The sequence below is a fragment of the Noviherbaspirillum sp. genome (assembly GCF_035254865.1).
In the GTDB taxonomy this organism is placed as follows: domain Bacteria; phylum Pseudomonadota; class Gammaproteobacteria; order Burkholderiales; family Burkholderiaceae_D; genus Noviherbaspirillum.
Genome location: NZ_DATFAF010000028.1, coordinates 1 through 16,792, shown reverse-complemented (window position 1 = coordinate 16,792; position 16,792 = coordinate 1). Strand labels below are relative to the sequence as shown.

Genomic DNA, 16,792 nt, shown 5'->3' with positions numbered 1-16,792 from the left:
TTAGCCGAGCGCCAATCCGGCCTTGCCCCGCATCGCCTTGACCCTGCCGCGCAGGGTTTTCGCCTCGAGCCGCTTCTTCTGCGACACACGCGTGGGCTTGGTCGGCTGCCGCACTGGCGGCAATACCGCGACGCTGGCAACCAGGTCGTGCAGGCGACGCAGTGCCTCTTCCCTGTTCTTCTCCTGGCTGCGATGGGTTTGCGCCTTGATGATTACCACGCCGTCCTTGGTGATGCGCTGGTCGTGCAGCTTGAGCAGGCGATGCTTGATCGGCTCGGGCAAGGACGATGCCTGGATATCGAAGCGCAGGTGAATGGCACTGGAAACCTTGTTGACGTTCTGGCCACCCGCGCCCTGCGCCCTGACCGCGGTCAGTTCGACTTCGTCCTCTGGTATGGTGAGTGGATGAACGATGCTCATGATCCGTGCAATGCTGTGTCGGGCCCCGGTTGCCCTCAGGCGGCCGAGCCTTGCACATCCTTCGCACGTTGCTGCCTTTGCTCCCATGCGGCAAGTGCGGCGCGGTAGCGTTCGAGTTCCTGTGCGTACAAATCGAAGATGCAGGGGTCGCATCCGCTGCGGCAGCATTCCTCGTCGCCGGGTTTCTCGGGCGGGACAGGCGGCGCGTCATTCTGTGCTGAAAAATCTGGCATGGCAAAAAACAAAATGGGTTTCCGCCAAGTGTAACGCGCATCGCGTCACGCTGCCGCGTCTTGCAGAAACAATCACATTGTCGATTCGTCATGCCCGGCTTGTCCTCGATAATCGGGCGCGATGCCTCGGAGGAAGGTAGAATTCGTCCGTCGCGCAGCGCGGCAACGCTTCCAAACGAGATCCCCGATGGCACGCCTGAAACTTGAATTCCCTGAACACCAGTACTACTACTCGACGCAACTGACGGTGCGCGTGACCGACATCAACGGCGCCAACCATCTTGGCAACGACTCGATGATTTCGATGATCTCCGAAGCGCGCGCCCGCTTCCTGTTCGAGTTCGGCATCGAGGAGAATCGCGACGACGGCGTGGGCATCATCGTGACCGACCTCGCCACCACTTACAAGACCGAAGCGCATGCGCGCGACCACTTGCTGTTCGAGGTCGGCGTGATGGATTTCAATAAGTACGGCGGCGACATCACCTTCCGCATCACGCGCCCGGCGGATGGCGCGCTGGTGGCGATGGCCAAATCGGGTTTCGTGTTCTTCAATTACAAGATGAAGAAAGTCGTCCCGATGCCCGAGACGTTTCGCGACAAGTTCCCGAAGGTGAACTGGATCGGCTGAAAAAGGAATGCCGGTGCGCGGCAGTGGCGCACCGGTGTGCAGAGGCCGGGTTAATTGCCGCCGATCAGGGCCTGTTTCAGGCTGCTGTCGGCCGGCTTGTCGCCGAGCCAGATTTTCAGGAAGGCATTGTAGAAGGCGATGTCGGGAAGAACTTCGCCGACCGGCTTGTCGTTGACCAGCACATGCATGCCCGACCCCGGCACCCAGTCGTTGGTGATGGTGTCGCCCGCTTTCAAGGCCGGAATGGCGGCAAAGATCTCGCCCATCTTCATGGTCTGATTGACGAATTTGGCCTTTTCCGTCTTGTCGGAATTCTTGTTCAGCCCGTCCATGAAGGCCTGCCCCAATTCCTCGCTGTTGATGTCGCGCACCAGCACCATGCGCATGCGGCGCGGACCGTTCGACGCCAGAATCTCGGGCACGGTCTTCTTTTTCTCGGTCAGGTACAGGCCGGCCACATAGACCTTGAAGATGGCCCAGCTGCGCACCCCGGCGCCGTTCAGTTTCAGCTCCTGGTTTGCCACACGTACCGTGTCGGGCAGCTTGACACCGGCGACCTCCGCCGCAATCACGTTCTGGCTCAGTCCTGCCACCAGGCACCCGAGGGCCAGCAGCCACTTGATGCGCTTGTTCATTGTCTTGCTCCTTCGTGAAATTATTTGTATGAATCGAGGTGCTCTGATTACCTCAGAACTCCTCCCAATCGTCTTTGTTGTCGAGTGCCGGCACGCGGGGTACCGCCGCCAGTTTTTTCACCTTCGGTTGCGCCCGCGCTTGTGCCGCCGGCGCCGAGATATTGGTCGCAATGCTGCGGCCGACCTGATCGGCCATGGCCAGCGCACTGTCGATCTTGAACACGCTGACCAGATGCGCGAGGCTGCCCGCCTGGTTCTGCATGGTTTCCGCCGATGCCGCGGCCTCTTCGACCAGCGCGGCGTTTTCCTGCGTCACGCTGTCCATCTGCACGATCGCATGGTTGACTTGCTCGATGCCGGCGCTTTGCTCCTGGCTGGCCGCGGTGATCTCATGCATGATGTCGGTGACGCGCTTGACGCTGGCCACCACCTCATCCATCGTCGCGCCGGCCTGGCCGACCAGCTTGCTGCCCTCGGCCACCTTGTCGACCGAATCGCCGATGAGCGTCTTGATCTCCTTGGCCGCCGAGGCCGAACGCTGCGCGAGGTTGCGCACTTCGCTTGCCACCACCGCGAAGCCGCGCCCCTGTTCGCCGGCGCGCGCGGCTTCCACCGCCGCGTTGAGTGCCAGGATGTTGGTCTGGAAGGCGATGCCGTCGATCACGGCAATGATGTCGACGATCTTGCGCGAAGAGTCGTTGATCGAGCCCATGGTTTTCACCACTTGCGACACCACGGCGCCGCCCTTCTCCGCCACTTCGGAGGCGGACGCGGCAAGCTGGTTCGCCTGCCGTGCGTTTTCGGCGTTCTGCCGCACGGTGCCGGTCAGCGTTCCCATCGATGCCGCGGTCTGCTGCAGCGCGCTGGCCTGCTCCTGGGTATGGCTGGACAAATCCATGTTGCCGCTGGCCATCTCGCGCGAAGCGGAGGCCATCGTCTCCGCACCGGCACGCACCTCGCCGACGATCTTCGACAGGCTCTCATGCATGTCCTTGAGCGCCTGCATGAGCTGGCCGGTTTCGTCCTGCGTGGTGATGCGGATATCGCTGGTCAGGTCGCCGTCCGCGACCCGCTTGGCGATCGTCACCGCTTCGGTCAGCGGCGCGGTGATCCTGCGCGTCGTCAGGAAGCCGACCAGCATGCTGAGCACACTCGCCGCGGCAGCCAGCATCAGGATCAGGTAAGCGGTGCCATGCGCGGCCTCGGTCGACACCTCGCCGGCCTGCTCCATCTCGCCGTGCTGATACTTGATGAAGGCATCGAGCTGCTCGAAGTACTTGGTCTGCAGCGGCCGCACCGAGAACATCAGCTTCACCATCGCTTCGTCTTTCTTGTCTTCGTTGACGAGAGCGACGAACTTGTTTTGCGCCGGGACGAACTTGTCGCGCAGCTCGACGATCGCCTTCAAGTGGGCGCGCCCCTGTTCGCCCGTGATGCTCTTCTGCAGCCGGTCGATGGCCTCGTCCATGCTCTTGTTGCGGGCATCGATGTTGGCGAGTTCTTTCTTGATCTGCCCGGCATCGGCCATGATCAGCACATTGAGCATGCTGCGCACGCTTTCGTTGAGCTCGGACTTGATGGCATTGGCGGTCACCGTCTTGGGATAGCGGTCCTTGACCAGGGCGGCGATTTCGCCGGTGAGGCTGTCGATCCGGACATAGGATAGGGTCGCCAGCATGATTAACAGCACAGTGACGACGCCGAATGCGAGCGCCAGCCGTTGACCAATGCGCAATCTGCCGATTTTCATGTTGCCTCCGAGGCCCACTTTGGGAAGTGGCGATTTTCAGGGCCGTGATGGACGATCCTGCAGGAATGGTCTTTTGGGATATGCCATTTATCTATTCCTAGCATGATATTTCAGCAAAGCAATGCTCGGCAATGCGTTTATTGCCGTGGGTCAACAAAGTGAATCTTTACTCTAATTTTTGCTGCGCAGCAGCAGAGCAAGGCGGGATGACGCAACCGCCTGATCAGGTGAGGATCAGACTGCAAAAACGCTGCTGTGGCTGGCGTTGAGAATGGCTTCGACCGCAGGGTGCTTGATCCTGCGCTCATTGGAGATGGCGAAGAACTGTTCGCGCACCTGGGTCAGCTCGCCGACCGGCAGCGCGCCGAGCTGTTCCTTGACGTCCTTGGCCAGGGCGGAGGGCGCGGGGAACAGACCCATGCCGTTGCGGCCGAAGGTGTTCAGCAAGGCATTGTCGTCGAACTCGCCGACCACATCCGGGCGCACGTCATGCGATTCGAACCAGTGATCGATGCGGCCGCGCACCGCGTGATTGCGCGTGGGCAGCAAGAGCGGCGCGCCGGTCAGCCCTGAAGGGAAATCCGGCTGATAACGTTCGGCAAGCTCCGGCAAGCCGAACAGCATCAGTTCGCTTTCTCCCAGCAAGTGGCTGAACACGCGCAAGGTAGTGCCCGAGGGTACGGGACGGTCGGTCAATATGACGTCCAGCTTGTGCACCGACAACTCGCCGAGCAGCGATTCAAAATCGTCTTCGTGGCATACCAGCTTGACCTTGTTCGGCAGTTGCAGCGCGGCTTCCAGCAGGCGTGCGGCGGTCAGCTTGGGCAGCGAATCGGACAGGCCGACCGTCAGGCGCATGGTGCGGCCGATATCCGACTCGGTCAGCACTTCCTGCATCTGCTCGCCGAGCAGGAAGATCTGGTCCGCATAGCTGAGCGCGACGCGGCCGGCCTCGGTCAGGACCAGGCGCCGCCCCTGGGGCGCGAGCAAGGCCTTGCCGAGCGATTGTTCCAGCAAGGCAAGCTGCGCGCTGATGGTTTGGATTGCCACGTCCAGCCGCTCGGCAGCACGCGTGATGCTGCCCTCCTTGGCAACCACCCAGAAGTAATACAGATGCCGAAAGTTCAGGTTGGTGTTTTTCATGCTTCCGCTTTTACGAAGTGTTTATCACATTATCTTCGCTTTTTAAAACAAGACAAGGCATTTATCCTTGCTGCATGACTAAAACGGGAGGCGTCCCATGTAATCCGACTTTCCTGAACGTGCCTGAGGACCCGTCCGGCATGCAGGCGCAAAAGGTTTGACTGCCTGGTTTGACTATCTGAATACGCTTTATCGAAAGGATGCATCATGAATGATCGTTACCAATCCCTCCGCACGCAAGGTTTCGGCGCACGCGCGGCGACCACCGTGATCGACGCCAGCGCGCATCGCGTGCTGCGCAATACCTACATGCTGCTGGCGATGACGCTGAGCTTCAGCGCGCTCACCGCCGGTGCGTCGGCTGCGCTGCGCCTGCCGCATCCCGGCATGCTGATCACGCTGGTCGGCTATTTCGGCCTGCTGTTCCTGGTCAACAAGTACCGCGACCGCGGACTCGGCGTGGCCCTGGTGTTTGCATTGACCGGCTTCATGGGTTATACGCTCGGCCCGATCATCGGTCACTACCTGAACATGCCCAACGGCACGCAAACGGTGATGATGGCCATGGGCGGCACGGCGGCGATCTTTCTCGGCCTGTCGGGCTACGCGCTGGTTTCCAGGCGTGACATGAGCTTCATGGGCGGCTTTCTGACAGTGGGCGTGCTGGTGGCGTTCCTGGCTGGCCTGGCGGCGATTTTCTTCCAGGTGCCGGCGCTGTCGCTGGCCGTCTCCGCGGTCTTTGTGCTGCTGATGTCGGGCATGATCCTGTACGAAACCAGCAACATCGTGCGGGGCGGTGAAACCAACTATGTGATGGCGACACTAAGCTTGTACGTGTCGATCTTCAACCTGTTCACCAGCCTCCTGCATCTGCTGGGCTTCGCCAATAACGAATAAGCTTGGCCGCACGGCCATGCTCGAGGGTGTCGCGGTTTGGGCACCCTCATTTTTTTAATTCCCGGAGTACCTCGCCATGCTTGAACTGCTCAGCGATCCGCAAGTCTGGATCGCATTTTTCACCTTGACTGCGCTGGAGTTGGTGCTCGGTATCGACAACATCATCTTCATCTCGATCCTGGTCAACAAGCTGCCGGTGGCCAAGCGCGAAATGACGCGTCGTCTCGGTCTGTTCTTTGCGATGTTCATGCGCATCGGCCTGCTGCTGGCGCTGTCCTGGCTGGTCGGCATGACCGCGCCGCTGTTTTCCGTCGCCGGCTATGGATTTTCGGGGCGCGATATTGTGTTGCTGCTCGGCGGCCTGTTCCTGCTGTGGAAGAGCGTCGGCGAAATCCATGAAACCTTCGAGGGCGTCGAGGGCGGAAGCGCTGCTGCCGTCAGGCGCACCTTCATCGGCGTCGTGCTGCAGATCATGGTGATCGACCTGGTGTTCTCGCTCGACTCCATCATTACCGCCGTCGGCATGGTCGACCAGATCGCCGTAATGATCGCCGCGGTGGTCGTCTCGGTCAGTCTGATGATGCTGTTTGCACGCCCGATCGGACACTTCATTTCCGAGCACCCGACCATCAAGATGCTGGCCCTGTCCTTCCTGGTGGTGGTGGCAGTGGTGCTCATCGCAGAGGGTTTCGGGCACCATGTGCCGAAGGGCTACATCTATGCGGCCATGGCCTTCTCGCTGATGGTGGAAATGCTCAATATCCGTCTGCGCAAACGCAGTGGGCACATGCATGCTTCGACGACCCACTATGTACCCGAGGACCCAGCGACAAAATCCTGAGTTCAGGCGCTCGCTGCGGCCAGGCGCCGCTGCGAGCGCTTCCGGTTCAGGATCTGGTCGAGCTTGAGTCGCAAGGTGGCGGCATTGAAGGGCTTGACGATGTAGCCATCCGCGCCGGCATGGGCGGCGGCGAGGATCACATCCTTGGTCGCTTCGGCGGTGACCATCAGCACCGGCAGATGCTGCAAGTCCGGCGTTTCGCGGATCTTGCGCAGGAGCGTGATGCCGTCCATGTTCGGCATGTTGCAGTCCGTGACGACGAACTCGACCGGTCTGCCGTCCGCCTCCGCCGACTTCAGCAATTGCAGCGCATTCGCGCCGTCCGCCGCTTCGGAAATCCTTACCTGCCGCAATTCCTCCCGCAGCAGGCTGGACACCACGCGCCGCATGGTCGCGATGTCGTCCACCACCAGCACGTGAATATTGGGAAAATTGAAAGGCGGCTCTTCCTCAACAAAGGCGAAGCGGCTGATGGGAGCCAGGTGATTCGTCGGGCACATGAAATTTCTCGGTCTGCTGTAAGAGTTCTGTCTCCTCCTCCACTCTACGCAAACGCGTTATTCGTCCTTCTGGCGTTCACTTGTACATTACCTGAGAACATTTCCCCATGGAAATTGTTTCGACTCCGTAGAAATACGACGGTGCGCATCCGACAGGACGCGCGCCGTTCTTCCGTCTTCGCGGCAGGCTGTTCAGGCGGCAAGCGCGACGTTCTTGCGCAAGCCGACATATTCCAGTTCAGCCAGCACGGCAACAGCCAGCGCCTGCGTCGCGACAAAGGCCATCCCCGCCAAGGTGGGCGTGATCCATCCGGACAGCAGCAGCGCGATACTGTCGATCACCCACAGTGCATTGCCCAGGATGACCGCCCAGACCCAGTGCGGCGAGACGGGTTCGCGCGTGCCGACATAGGCAACCAGTGCGGCAAACGGCAACAGGATCAAGCCGGCTGCGCGCAATAGCGCGGACGGCAGTCCGAGCAGCGGCGCAAGAAAACCGGCATCGAGCGTGAGCAGCAGGCCGGTGCCGAAACTGGTCAGCGCGTCGGCCAGCAGCACGCGACGCAGGAAGGATGAGGATTGGGTATTGAACATGGCAGGCTCCTTGTTGATTGAAGAAATCAGACGGCTGCGTGCTGGCGCGAATGCGGCGCGGCCAGTACCTGGATCAAGGGGTGGTCGCAAAAGATCCGGTTCTCCGCGACCAGCCCATCGCGTACTCGCACGCGGTCGACGCCGGTGAATTCGAAGGGCGCGTCATCGAAAGTGCCGCGCGCGATCCAGCGGATGAACACGCAGTCGCCGTTGGCGGCATGCTCGGCCACCTCCAGACGAAAATCCGGCACCCGGGCGATCAGATCGGCGATGCGCTGCGTATAAGCGTCCACGCCGCGCACCGCATCGCTGCCCGGCCAGTAGCCGACCACGTCCGGCGCAAGCGCGCGCGGCACCAGCGCGGGATTCGGCTTGGCCCAGAACGCGGCAAAGCTGTCCACCGACCAGCCCTGCTTCTTCTGTACCGGTGCCGCCGGCATGGGATCGAAAAAGCCGGTCAGCTTGCACAAACGGCCATCGCTCACGACGCCGAAATCAGTACCTTGCGCTCGCATCGCATCCGGCGCGTCGGCATCGACAGGCGCAAGCCGCCATACGAAGCGCACGCGATCCTGCAAGGCATCGATGTCGCCATGGCGCGATACGCGATGCGCGGGAAAACGCTGCTGCATGGCGGCGATCATCGCGTCGATGCCATTATGTCCATAGGCGTGCGTCAGCGGATCGAGGAAATCCGCATCCTCGGTGAATACCTGCGCGATCAATGTGCGGCGGCGAGATGCATCGGTCTCGTTCCATGCCGCGATATAGCGCTCGATCAATTCGTTCAATTCGGTCTGTTCGCTCATGTCTGGCTCCATGCATGCAGTTGGAAAGTCCGCTTGCAGCAGTCGATTGTGTGCTGCGACGGTGACTGCATGTTCGTGCACGATGCGCGGCAAGTCGATTACGTCGGAGGTAATGGGAAGGCTTGAGCGAGTTGCGCTATGATCGACGCCATCATGCAAACCACTCGTCCTGTCGGAGAATTCCTGCGCGAATGGCGCCAGCGCCGCCGCCTGAGCCAGCTCGATCTCGCGCTCGAAGCCGAGATCTCGACGCGCCACCTGAGCTTCATGGAAACAGGGCGCGCCGCCCCCAGCCGCGAGATGGTGTTGCGCCTGGCCGAACGCCTCGATATTCCGCTCAGGGAACGCAACACGCTGCTGGTTGCCGCCGGTTTTGCGCCGCTCTTTCCCGAGCGTAAGCTGGAAGATCCGGCGCTGGCGCCGGCGCGCAAGGCCATGGAACTGGTGCTCGCAGGACACGAGCCCTATCCGGCGCTTGCGGTCGATCGCCACTGGAATCTGGTCGCCTCCAACAAATCGGTGCCGCCGCTATTGGCCGGTGTTGCGCCCTTCCTGCTGCAGCCGCCGGTCAATGTGTTACGCCTGAGCCTGCATCCGGAAGGCGTCGCGCCACGCATTGCGAATTACTGGGAATGGCGTGCGCATCTGTTCGAACGGCTGCGGCATCAGATCGGCATCAGCGCCGATCCGGTCTTGATCGAATTGATGAATGAACTGGCGGCATATCCCGCGCCGGCCGGTGTCGTGCCGCATGCGAATACCGCCGGTCAGGAATACGCGGGCGTGGTGGTGCCGTTTCAATTGCGTACGGAAACCGGAACCTTGTCCTTCATCAGCACCACCACGGTGTTCGGTACGCCGATCGATGTCACCTTGTCGGAACTCGCGCTGGAGACTTTCTTTCCGGCCGATGCGGCGACGGCGGAAGTGCTGCGTTCGCTCGCGGCTGACGTTGGCTGACGCTGCATGCGTTCAGCCGCGCGGCGTCATTTCCAGAATAGCCTCGACCTGCGTTTTCAATGCCTGTTCTCCTGTCGCGGACGGCGGCAGGAAGCGGCGATCGAACAAGGCGCTGCCGATGGTAAAGGCCCATGCGCCGGCATCGCACATGGCATGAATGCGCTGCTCGCAATCGATGCTGCCGGCGGTGATGACAGGCAGTTCGACGGCGGCGATCACCTGGCGCGCGAGTTCCTCGGCATCCCCGGAAAAACGATAGGCGAGCAGATCGAGTCCGTCCACGCCCGGCAGTGAGGCGAGGCGTCGCGCGTCATTCACGATGTCGTCGATGCTGCCGACGAGTTGCGTGGGATGCCCGACCGTCTCGCCGCAGAACGGAAAATAACGGATGCCGCTGGCGCGCAACAATGGCGCCGCCTCTTCCGCATGGCGTCCGCCCAGCAGATAATCGACACCAAGTTCGAGCGCGGCATGTACCGACCGCAGCTCCGCGTCACGCGTGGTGCTGACGACTTCCAGCATCACCTGGCGTCCATCGCGATGCATTTCCCGGGTCAATGTGGCAAGTTCCATAAACGGCAGTCCGATATCCTTGAAGCCGGCGTAGCGCACGCCGGTCCGCGCGACCTCCGCATGCGCCGCCTGCGCATGCGCGACCGTCCGGTCGTCATGGGTCAGCATCAGGATGAATTGCGCCATGTGCGTTTCGCCTTCCTGCCTGCGCTTATTGCGCCGCCAGCATCGGGCCGATCTGCCTGCAGGGCAAGGGGACGCTGCAGTAAAAACCCTGCAACTGGTCGCAGCGCAGCAGCTTCAGCAGCTTGGCCTGTTCTTCATCGTCGACGCCTTCCGCGATCACGCTCAGATCGAGCGAATGGGCCAGCGAGATCACCGAGCTCACGATCGCCAGTCCGGACGGGCTCTGGTTCATGTTGATCACGAAGGAGCGGTCGATCTTCAGCAGATCGATGGGCAGGCGCGTGAGGTAGCTGAGCGAAGAATAGCCGGTGCCGAAATCATCGATCGCGATCTTCATGCCCATTTCCTTGGCGGCGCGCAGCTTCTCGATATTCTGGTCGATGTTCTCCATCAAAATGCTTTCGGTGATCTCGAGGTCGAGAATATGGGTGCCGGCGGGGATCTTGTCGCCGATGCTCTTGAGCGAATCGACGAAATCCCGGTGCCGCAACTGCACCACCGAGACGTTGACGGCGATCGGCGGCGGCGTCACCCCTTGCGCCGCCCAGCTCTTGTAATCGGCAATCGCCTTTTCCATGATCCACTTGCCGACCGGAAGAATCATGCCCGTCTCTTCCAGGATCGGAATGAAGGACGACGGCAGGACCAGTTCCGATGCCGATTGCTGCCAGCGCAGCAGGCATTCCAGTCCGACCACGCGGTCGCTGCCGGTATGGATTTTCGGCTGATAGTACAAGGTGAATTCGCCGCGCTCGAGCGCGCGGTACAGGCGGTTTTCCAGGGTCAGGCGTTTCGCCACGCTGGCATTCATTTCGCGCCGATAGAACAGATAGGTCTCGCCGTTCTTCTGCGCTTTCTTGAGCGCGATCTCGGCGTTCTTGTAGAGCGTGTCGCGATCCGGGCCGTCGCTCGGGAACAGCGAAATGCCGGCCTTCACCGCGACGTACAGTTCGTAGCCGCCGACTTCGAACACCGGCTTGAAACAGCCTGCGATCAATCGTTCCAGCATGTGCGCCGCATCGGCCGCGCCCTTGATGTCGGCCAGCATGATCGCAAACACGTCGCCGCCGATATGCGCCAGCGTGTCGTGCGAGGAAACCAGGCGCTGCAGGCGGACGGCTGCCTGCTTGAGCAGCGCGTCGCCGATGTGGCGCCCGAAGGTGTCGTTGACGTTGGAGAAGCGCTCGATGTCGAAGATCAGCACCGCCATGGTGCGCTCCTCATGCCGCGCGACCTCGATCTGGCGTTGCAGGCGGTCGAAGAACAGGTCGCGGTTGGGCAGGTTGGTCAGCGCATCATAGTAGGCAAGATAATTGATCTGCTCTTCCTTGACGATGTGGTTGAGCGCATAGGAGATATCGTCTGCGAGTTCGGACAGCAGCTTCATCTCTTCGCGATCGAAAAAACGGAATTCACTGGCGTACAGGCACAGCACGCCGATCGGATGCCCCGATTCGCACAAGGGCAACACCACCAGGGAGCGATAGCCCATCTCCAGGAATTCGCGTTTGAAACTCAGGCGCCGGTCATGCTCGATGTCATTGCACACCACGGGCTTGCCGCATTGCATGGTGCGCGTGATGATCGAGCGCTCCATCAACACCTGCGTGGAGTCGCCGGAACTCACCGTGCATGAGCCATTCCCCTCCGCGAGGCTGGAAACCGCCAGCGCGTCTGGCTTGCCGAAGCCGACCCAGGCCATCTTGAACTTGCCCTGCTCGACGGCCACGCGGCACACTTCCTGCATCAGTTCCTGGCGGTCGTTGATGCGGATGATGGCCGCGTTGATGGCGCTGGTGATGCCCTGGATGCGGCTCAGGCGCGCGATCTTGCGTTCCTGTTTTTTTCGCTCGGTAATCACCTCGGTGAACATGATGATGCCGCCGATCTCGCCCTGGTCGGTATACCAGGGATGCACTTCCCAGCGCACCCAGTCGAGCGAACCATCGGCACGGCTGAACTGCACTTCATCGCGCTTGTCGACTTCGCCGGCAAGGCAGCGACGGTAGATCTTGCGCCATTCCGGCGGCGTTTCCGGGAACACTTCATAGTGCGACAAGCCGATGATGTCGCGCTCGCCGAGGCGATAGTCGACATGCCAGCGCGAACTCACCAGCACGTAGCGCATCTCCTTGTCGAGCATCGCCACCGCGGCCGGATTGTGCTTGATGAACAGGCGCATGCGCTCTTCGCTCAGATGCAGCGCCTGGCTTTGCTGATGCAAGGTCTCATTGAGCGTTCGCAACTGCGAAATGGTTTCCACGTAGCCGCGATGCATCATGTCGAAGGGTGCCAGCGCCTGTCCCAGGAACTCCGCCGCCTTCGCCAGCAGGTGAATGCCATCCACGTCGAAGGACAGCTTTTTCCGGAATTCGCGCGACAGCAATGCCGACTGGTGGATTTCGTTCAGGTTGAGAACGCTCAGCTGACTGGTCGCCCCGCGTCGTCCGAGCTCATAGGCATGCAGCAGGGCGGCTTCATCACTGTCGCCGCGCAGGTATTCCAGCAATGCCATCCGGTACTCATTCTGGTATTCCATGTACTCGCTGTCGGGAGCGTTGTCCCGTGCAATGTCTCGCTGGGCCGGATTGCGCGACGCGAGGGAATAGGTCAGTTGCGTACGACGGTGGAATCCTTGCTTTCGCCTGTCCATAGCACCCCCAGCACCAATGCGTCGTCGGTATCGCGTGCATGTGCGTAAAAAATCTGATTCACCAACTGCTGCGGTTGTTCCACGTGCCGCAGGCCATGCAGGAATGCGCTGCAGATGCCGTCAGTGGCAAACAGCAGGAAGTCGCCGGCGCAGATCGGCAAGCTTGCCGGCAAGAGCGCAGGCAGGCGGTCGCCGATGATGCCGCCGCGCGGCAGGATGGAAATCGGCTTGGCGTCGGGTGCGGCACGCAACAGCATGCCTTCCACATTGCCGACCGCCACCCAGCTCAGCGTATTATCGGCCGCATTGATGGATGCTGCAGTCAGGACCGCGCCGCGCGTTTTTCTGAGTTCCTGGTGGCAGCGCTGCATCAGGACAGCCAGCGGCTCATCGGCGTGCTCGGCCAGCGTGGAAACCGCGGCTTTGGCTGCAATGCTGGCATCCTCGCCATGTCCCAGCCCATCGACGACTGCGATCAGCACGCCTTGTGCATGCGGCGCGATCACATACTGATCGCCCGACTCGCGCTCTCCCGGCATCGGCCGTGCTGCAACCCAATACTGCAAGAACGGCATGCTGCCGGAAGTGATCATGCGCTCACCGTTCCCATTTCTTCATTGTGATCACGGTCCCCTTGCCCACTTCGGAAACAATGTCGAATTCATCCATCAGGCGCTTGGCGCCGGGCAAACCGATGCCCAGGCCTTGCGAGGTCGTGTAGCCGTCCTGCATCGCCAGGCCGAGATCCGGAATGCCCGGCCCCTGGTCGCGCACGACGACGAGAATGCCGCGCTTGCCGCCCTGCTCCACGATCTTGAGTTGGATGCAGCCCGACTTTGCATACAGCACGGTATTGCGCGCAATCTCCGAAATGGCGGTCGCGACGATGGTGCGCTCGGTGTTGCTGAACCTTAATAATCCGGCCAGTTCCTTTCCGTATTGGCGCGCCTTCAGCACGTCGAGATCGGATCTGACCGGAATCGCCGTTTCATGTTCGGCCATTGATGTCATCACTTCGTGCTCCATCGGACCGAAGGATTGAAAGGCCATCCTCCAGATCCAGCGCCAAAATCGTATCCTCCAGCGTCAGGCCGAGCTGCACCATCGAAATCGCCACATCGGGCTGAATGCCGGCGACCACGGTTTTCGCGCCGAGCAGCTTGCTCATGTGCGCAATGCTGCGCAGCGTGCGTGCGGCGAAGGAATCCATGATGTCGAGCACGGTGACGTCGATGAGCACGCCGCGCGAACGGAATTGCCGAACCTTGCCGATCAACTGATCGCGCAGCGCCAGCAACTCCTGATCGGTCAGCTCGCCCTGAATGGACGCAATCAGGAAGTGCTCCTGTTTCAAGATAGGGACGAGCATGGGCGCGCCTTTCAAGCCTGGCCCGGCTGATTCTCGTCACTGACCGGCCCTTTGACGACCCTGTATCCGCTCAATTGCTCGGCGCGCTCCACGCCGCTCAGCATATCGCCCACGGTTTCAATACGTCCGAGGTCGATGCCGAGCGTCACCAGCGTCAGCGCGATTTCCGGCGAAACGCCGGAGATAACGACCTTCGACCCCATCAGGCGCGCCGCCTCCACGGTCTGCACCAGATGGCTGGCCACGCGCGAGTCGACATAAGGCACGCCGGTAATATCGACGACCACGACTTTTGCGCGGTTGTCGCGTACGGCGCGCAGCAATTGCTCGGTCAGCTGGCTGGCACGGAAGGAATCGATCATGCCGACGATAGGCAGGAGCAGGATGCCTTCACGGAAGGGCAGCACCGGCGTCGACAATTCCTTGATCGCTTCCTGCTGCTGGCCGATGGTCCGCTCGCGGGAATCGATATACGTGTCGATCGCCAGCCCCATGTCGAAAAAGGTCAGCTTCATCAATGAAAAAAAGATGTCATGCGCCTTGGCCTGATCATCCTTGTAGCGCTCGAAGATGCGCATGCCGACTGCGCGCAGGTAGAAGCTGTACATGCCGAGATAGGACTTGATGGGCAGCGAGATGCGCTCGTGGACGGCACCGACTCTCAGTCGGTTTTCGACGTAATTTTCGTCGTAGTGGCCTTGGGTAAGACGGAGGAAGTATTGTTTCTGCGCATTCTTTACATGTTCCAACACCTTGGGGTCGGAAAAAAAAGCGCGGGTGTCTTCGAAATTCAGTATGTGCCGGTAGAAATCCTCGATGACTTCTTCTGCATACTCTGCGGCAAGAGTATTGACCTCGGTGAGCCGGGCTTCGTCCTCATCCCGGAATTCCAGAAATTCTTTGCGGTCCCGAATTTCCCTGTCATCAATGTTGAGGCTCTTTAATAGAGCTACCCATTCCTTTCTGCGGCTTGTTGGCGCATCCATGGATCCGGCCTCCGTTCGTTGAAATATGCCTGCGGCTGGACGTGTCGTCGCGCCACTCTCCCGGTTGCAACAAGCCGTTCTTCAACATCGACACAATGATCTGTCGACAAAGGTGCTGGAGGGCGGTTCATCGGGCTTTCACGGGAACCAGAGAGCAGTTTTTTGACATCGTTCCGCGTTGCATAGTTTCCGGTAGATTGGAGCTTGTCGTATTGCGTTAAGACATGGATACGCTGTCTTCCTTCAGAAAGAAAAAGGCGAACAACGGGCGCTGTTCGCCCGCCGCTCGCCTTTTGGAGTAGGTATTTACTGCTGCTAGCGCTGTGTCTCGGCGCCAGTGCGGGCATCGGTGATCCACCGCATGCCGGAAGTGAGCAGCGCGATGCCGACGATGACCACAAGCAAGGCGCCGCTGGCGGCAAACAATTGCACCAGGGACACGCTGCGCATCAGCCAACCTGTGATTGCCGAAGACATGGGCGCGATGCCCATGAAGATGAACATGAACAGACTCATGGTGCGGCCCAGCATGGCGGGCGCCGCGTGGTGCTGCAGCCAGGTGTAGATATTGACCTGCAGGAAGCCGCCAAGCGTGCCGATCACCAGCAGCAGCGCGATGCCCTGCCATGTCGCCTGAACCAGCCCCATCGGCATGAACAGGATGCCGATGATGCCGTCAATCAAAAGGATCGTGCTGCCGAAACTTCCAAAGCGCAGATGCGGCTTGATTCCCGTTACCGCCATGCCGAGCAGCGTCCCTGCGCCATGCGCACCGGCCAGCGCGCCGAAGGCCGCCGCACCGGCACCGATATGGTTGGCAAGAACGGGGACGGCGACCTGGACCGGCCCGGTGATGAAGAATGCGACCGCCGCCCAGTACAGGAAGCAGGTACGCAGGCTGTCATCCTTCCAGCAATAGCGCAAACCTTCGCCCACGGCTTTTTTCACGGATTGTTGCGCAACGGCATTCGCGCCCTGGCGCCCGGGGACCTCCCGCATCGCGACTTTTGCCAAGGTCCACGCAGACGCGGCGAAGCTGATGGCATCGAACAGAAATGCCAGCCCCAGGCCGCGCGCATCTTTCACCATGCCGGTATCGCCAACATCGCCGCCATGGCTGAACAGCGCGATCAGCAAACCGGCGAGAAGCGGCCCGGCAAACATCGACATCTGGCGTATGCCCATGAAGATGCCGTTGGCTGCCTGCAACTGCTCGCGCGCCACCACGTGCGGCATGATCGAGGTGCCGGCCGGAATGCTGAATGCGGTCGAGAGCCCGATCGCCAGCGCAAAGGCATACACCATGCCGACATTCAGCACACCGGTAAACACGGACGCGGCAAGCGCTGCAAGCAGGAGCGTATTGATGTACTTGGTCAGCATCGCCACGCGCTTGGGCGAATGGCGATCGACCAGCGCGCCGCCGACGAGAATGAACAACGCGCGCGGAATGCTCATGACCGCCAACACGGTTCCCAGTACCAGCGGGTCGCCCGTCATTTTCAGGACCAGCCAGGGCAAGGCGATCAGGGTGAACTGGTCACCCAGCATGGAAATGATCGCGCCGGCCGCCAGCCAGCGAAAGTTGCGGTCCTGAAAGAGCTTCTTGTCTTGATCGTCGTTTGCGGGTTTACCCATGGGAAGTTCCTGTTCTTCTGTGTGGTTGTCTGAC

Annotated in this window: 19 protein-coding genes; 4 read left to right on the top strand and 15 right to left on the bottom strand. The window is 60.8% G+C overall.

Annotation, left to right across the window (positions count from 1 at the left end; all coding sequences use genetic code 11):
* Both arfB and VJ651_RS08445 read right to left on the bottom strand, forming a co-directional pair.
* Nucleotides 1–420, bottom strand: coding sequence for an alternative ribosome rescue aminoacyl-tRNA hydrolase ArfB (gene arfB / locus VJ651_RS08450; protein ID WP_324107025.1), 420 nt, complete (start codon nt 418–420; stop codon nt 1–3).
* 35 nt (nt 421–455) lie between these two features.
* Nucleotides 456–653, bottom strand: a complete 198-nt coding sequence (locus VJ651_RS08445; RefSeq protein ID WP_324107024.1) for an oxidoreductase-like domain-containing protein — start codon at nt 651–653, stop codon at nt 456–458.
* A gap of 187 nt (nt 654–840) precedes the next feature.
* Here VJ651_RS08445 and VJ651_RS08440 point away from each other — a divergent pair, with 187 nt between their 5' ends.
* Entirely contained in the window at nt 841–1,284 is a 444-nt protein-coding gene (locus VJ651_RS08440) for a thioesterase family protein (protein WP_324107023.1), read from the top strand.
* Nucleotides 1,285–1,334: 50 nt separating this feature from the next.
* Here the strand turns inward: VJ651_RS08440 and VJ651_RS08435 are convergent, their stop codons facing one another.
* The 3 genes from VJ651_RS08435 to nhaR all read right to left on the bottom strand — a co-directional run bounded on the left by VJ651_RS08435 (nt 1,335) and on the right by nhaR (nt 4,812).
* Nucleotides 1,335–1,919, bottom strand: coding sequence for a chalcone isomerase family protein (locus VJ651_RS08435; RefSeq protein ID WP_324107022.1), 585 nt, complete (start codon nt 1,917–1,919; stop codon nt 1,335–1,337).
* A gap of 52 nt (nt 1,920–1,971) precedes the next feature.
* Nucleotides 1,972–3,669, bottom strand: coding sequence for a methyl-accepting chemotaxis protein (locus VJ651_RS08430; RefSeq protein WP_324107021.1), 1,698 nt, complete (start codon nt 3,667–3,669; stop codon nt 1,972–1,974).
* Between the two features lie 234 nt (nt 3,670–3,903).
* Nucleotides 3,904–4,812, bottom strand: coding sequence for a transcriptional activator NhaR (gene nhaR, locus VJ651_RS08425; protein WP_324107020.1), 909 nt, complete (start codon nt 4,810–4,812; stop codon nt 3,904–3,906).
* Between the two features lie 207 nt (nt 4,813–5,019).
* Here nhaR and VJ651_RS08420 point away from each other — a divergent pair, with 207 nt between their 5' ends.
* Together VJ651_RS08420 and VJ651_RS08415 are read left to right on the top strand one after the other, a co-directional pair.
* Nucleotides 5,020–5,709: a Bax inhibitor-1/YccA family protein gene (locus VJ651_RS08420; protein ID WP_324107019.1), complete on the top strand. Its 690-nt coding sequence runs from the start codon at nt 5,020–5,022 to the stop codon at nt 5,707–5,709.
* 76 nt (nt 5,710–5,785) lie between these two features.
* Nucleotides 5,786–6,550 (top strand): TerC family protein, encoded by a 765-nt coding sequence (locus tag VJ651_RS08415; RefSeq protein ID WP_324107018.1) that lies wholly within the window; start codon nt 5,786–5,788, stop codon nt 6,548–6,550.
* A gap of 2 nt (nt 6,551–6,552) precedes the next feature.
* Here the strand turns inward: VJ651_RS08415 and VJ651_RS08410 are convergent, their stop codons facing one another.
* The 3 genes from VJ651_RS08410 to VJ651_RS23615 all read right to left on the bottom strand — a co-directional run bounded on the left by VJ651_RS08410 (nt 6,553) and on the right by VJ651_RS23615 (nt 8,453).
* Entirely contained in the window at nt 6,553–7,050 is a 498-nt protein-coding gene (locus tag VJ651_RS08410; protein ID WP_324107017.1) for a response regulator, read from the bottom strand.
* Nucleotides 7,051–7,242: 192 nt separating this feature from the next.
* Complete coding sequence (locus VJ651_RS08405; RefSeq protein ID WP_324107016.1) at nt 7,243–7,644, bottom strand: hypothetical protein; 402 nt, start codon at nt 7,642–7,644, stop codon at nt 7,243–7,245.
* A 26-nt stretch (nt 7,645–7,670) separates the two neighbouring features.
* On the bottom strand, nt 7,671–8,453 hold the full coding sequence (locus VJ651_RS23615; RefSeq protein ID WP_414691323.1) for a nuclear transport factor 2 family protein: 783 nt from the start codon (nt 8,451–8,453) through the stop codon (nt 7,671–7,673).
* 153 nt (nt 8,454–8,606) lie between these two features.
* Between VJ651_RS23615 and VJ651_RS08390 the strand changes: the two genes are divergently transcribed.
* A complete protein-coding gene (locus VJ651_RS08390; RefSeq protein WP_324107015.1) occupies nt 8,607–9,413 on the top strand; it encodes a helix-turn-helix transcriptional regulator in 807 nt (268 codons plus the stop codon).
* Nucleotides 9,414–9,425: 12 nt separating this feature from the next.
* On the opposite strand, the gene VJ651_RS08385 is transcribed toward VJ651_RS08390, so the two are convergent.
* The 7 genes from VJ651_RS08385 to VJ651_RS08355 all read right to left on the bottom strand — a co-directional run bounded on the left by VJ651_RS08385 (nt 9,426) and on the right by VJ651_RS08355 (nt 16,758).
* Complete coding sequence (locus tag VJ651_RS08385; RefSeq protein WP_324107014.1) at nt 9,426–10,112, bottom strand: 4-hydroxythreonine-4-phosphate dehydrogenase; 687 nt, start codon at nt 10,110–10,112, stop codon at nt 9,426–9,428.
* 25 nt (nt 10,113–10,137) lie between these two features.
* Nucleotides 10,138–12,765 (bottom strand): EAL domain-containing protein, encoded by a 2,628-nt coding sequence (locus tag VJ651_RS08380; protein ID WP_324107013.1) that lies wholly within the window; start codon nt 12,763–12,765, stop codon nt 10,138–10,140.
* Nucleotides 12,723–13,358 carry a SpoIIE family protein phosphatase gene (locus VJ651_RS08375; protein ID WP_324107012.1) on the bottom strand — a complete coding sequence of 212 codons (636 nt, stop codon included), beginning with the start codon at nt 13,356–13,358 and terminating at the stop codon, nt 12,723–12,725. Before VJ651_RS08375 ends, VJ651_RS08380 begins: the two co-directional genes overlap by 43 nt.
* A gap of 4 nt (nt 13,359–13,362) precedes the next feature.
* A complete protein-coding gene (locus tag VJ651_RS08370; protein ID WP_324107011.1) occupies nt 13,363–13,776 on the bottom strand; it encodes an anti-sigma regulatory factor in 414 nt (137 codons plus the stop codon).
* On the bottom strand, nt 13,754–14,134 hold the full coding sequence (locus VJ651_RS08365; protein ID WP_324107010.1) for an STAS domain-containing protein: 381 nt from the start codon (nt 14,132–14,134) through the stop codon (nt 13,754–13,756). The genes VJ651_RS08370 and VJ651_RS08365 overlap by 23 nt, the downstream gene beginning before the upstream one ends.
* An 11-nt stretch (nt 14,135–14,145) precedes the next feature.
* Nucleotides 14,146–15,120 (bottom strand): protoglobin domain-containing protein, encoded by a 975-nt coding sequence (locus VJ651_RS08360; protein ID WP_324107009.1) that lies wholly within the window; start codon nt 15,118–15,120, stop codon nt 14,146–14,148.
* 315 nt (nt 15,121–15,435) lie between these two features.
* Nucleotides 15,436–16,758, bottom strand: coding sequence for an MFS transporter (locus VJ651_RS08355; protein ID WP_324107008.1), 1,323 nt, complete (start codon nt 16,756–16,758; stop codon nt 15,436–15,438).
* Nucleotides 16,759–16,792: the final 34 nt, after the last annotated feature.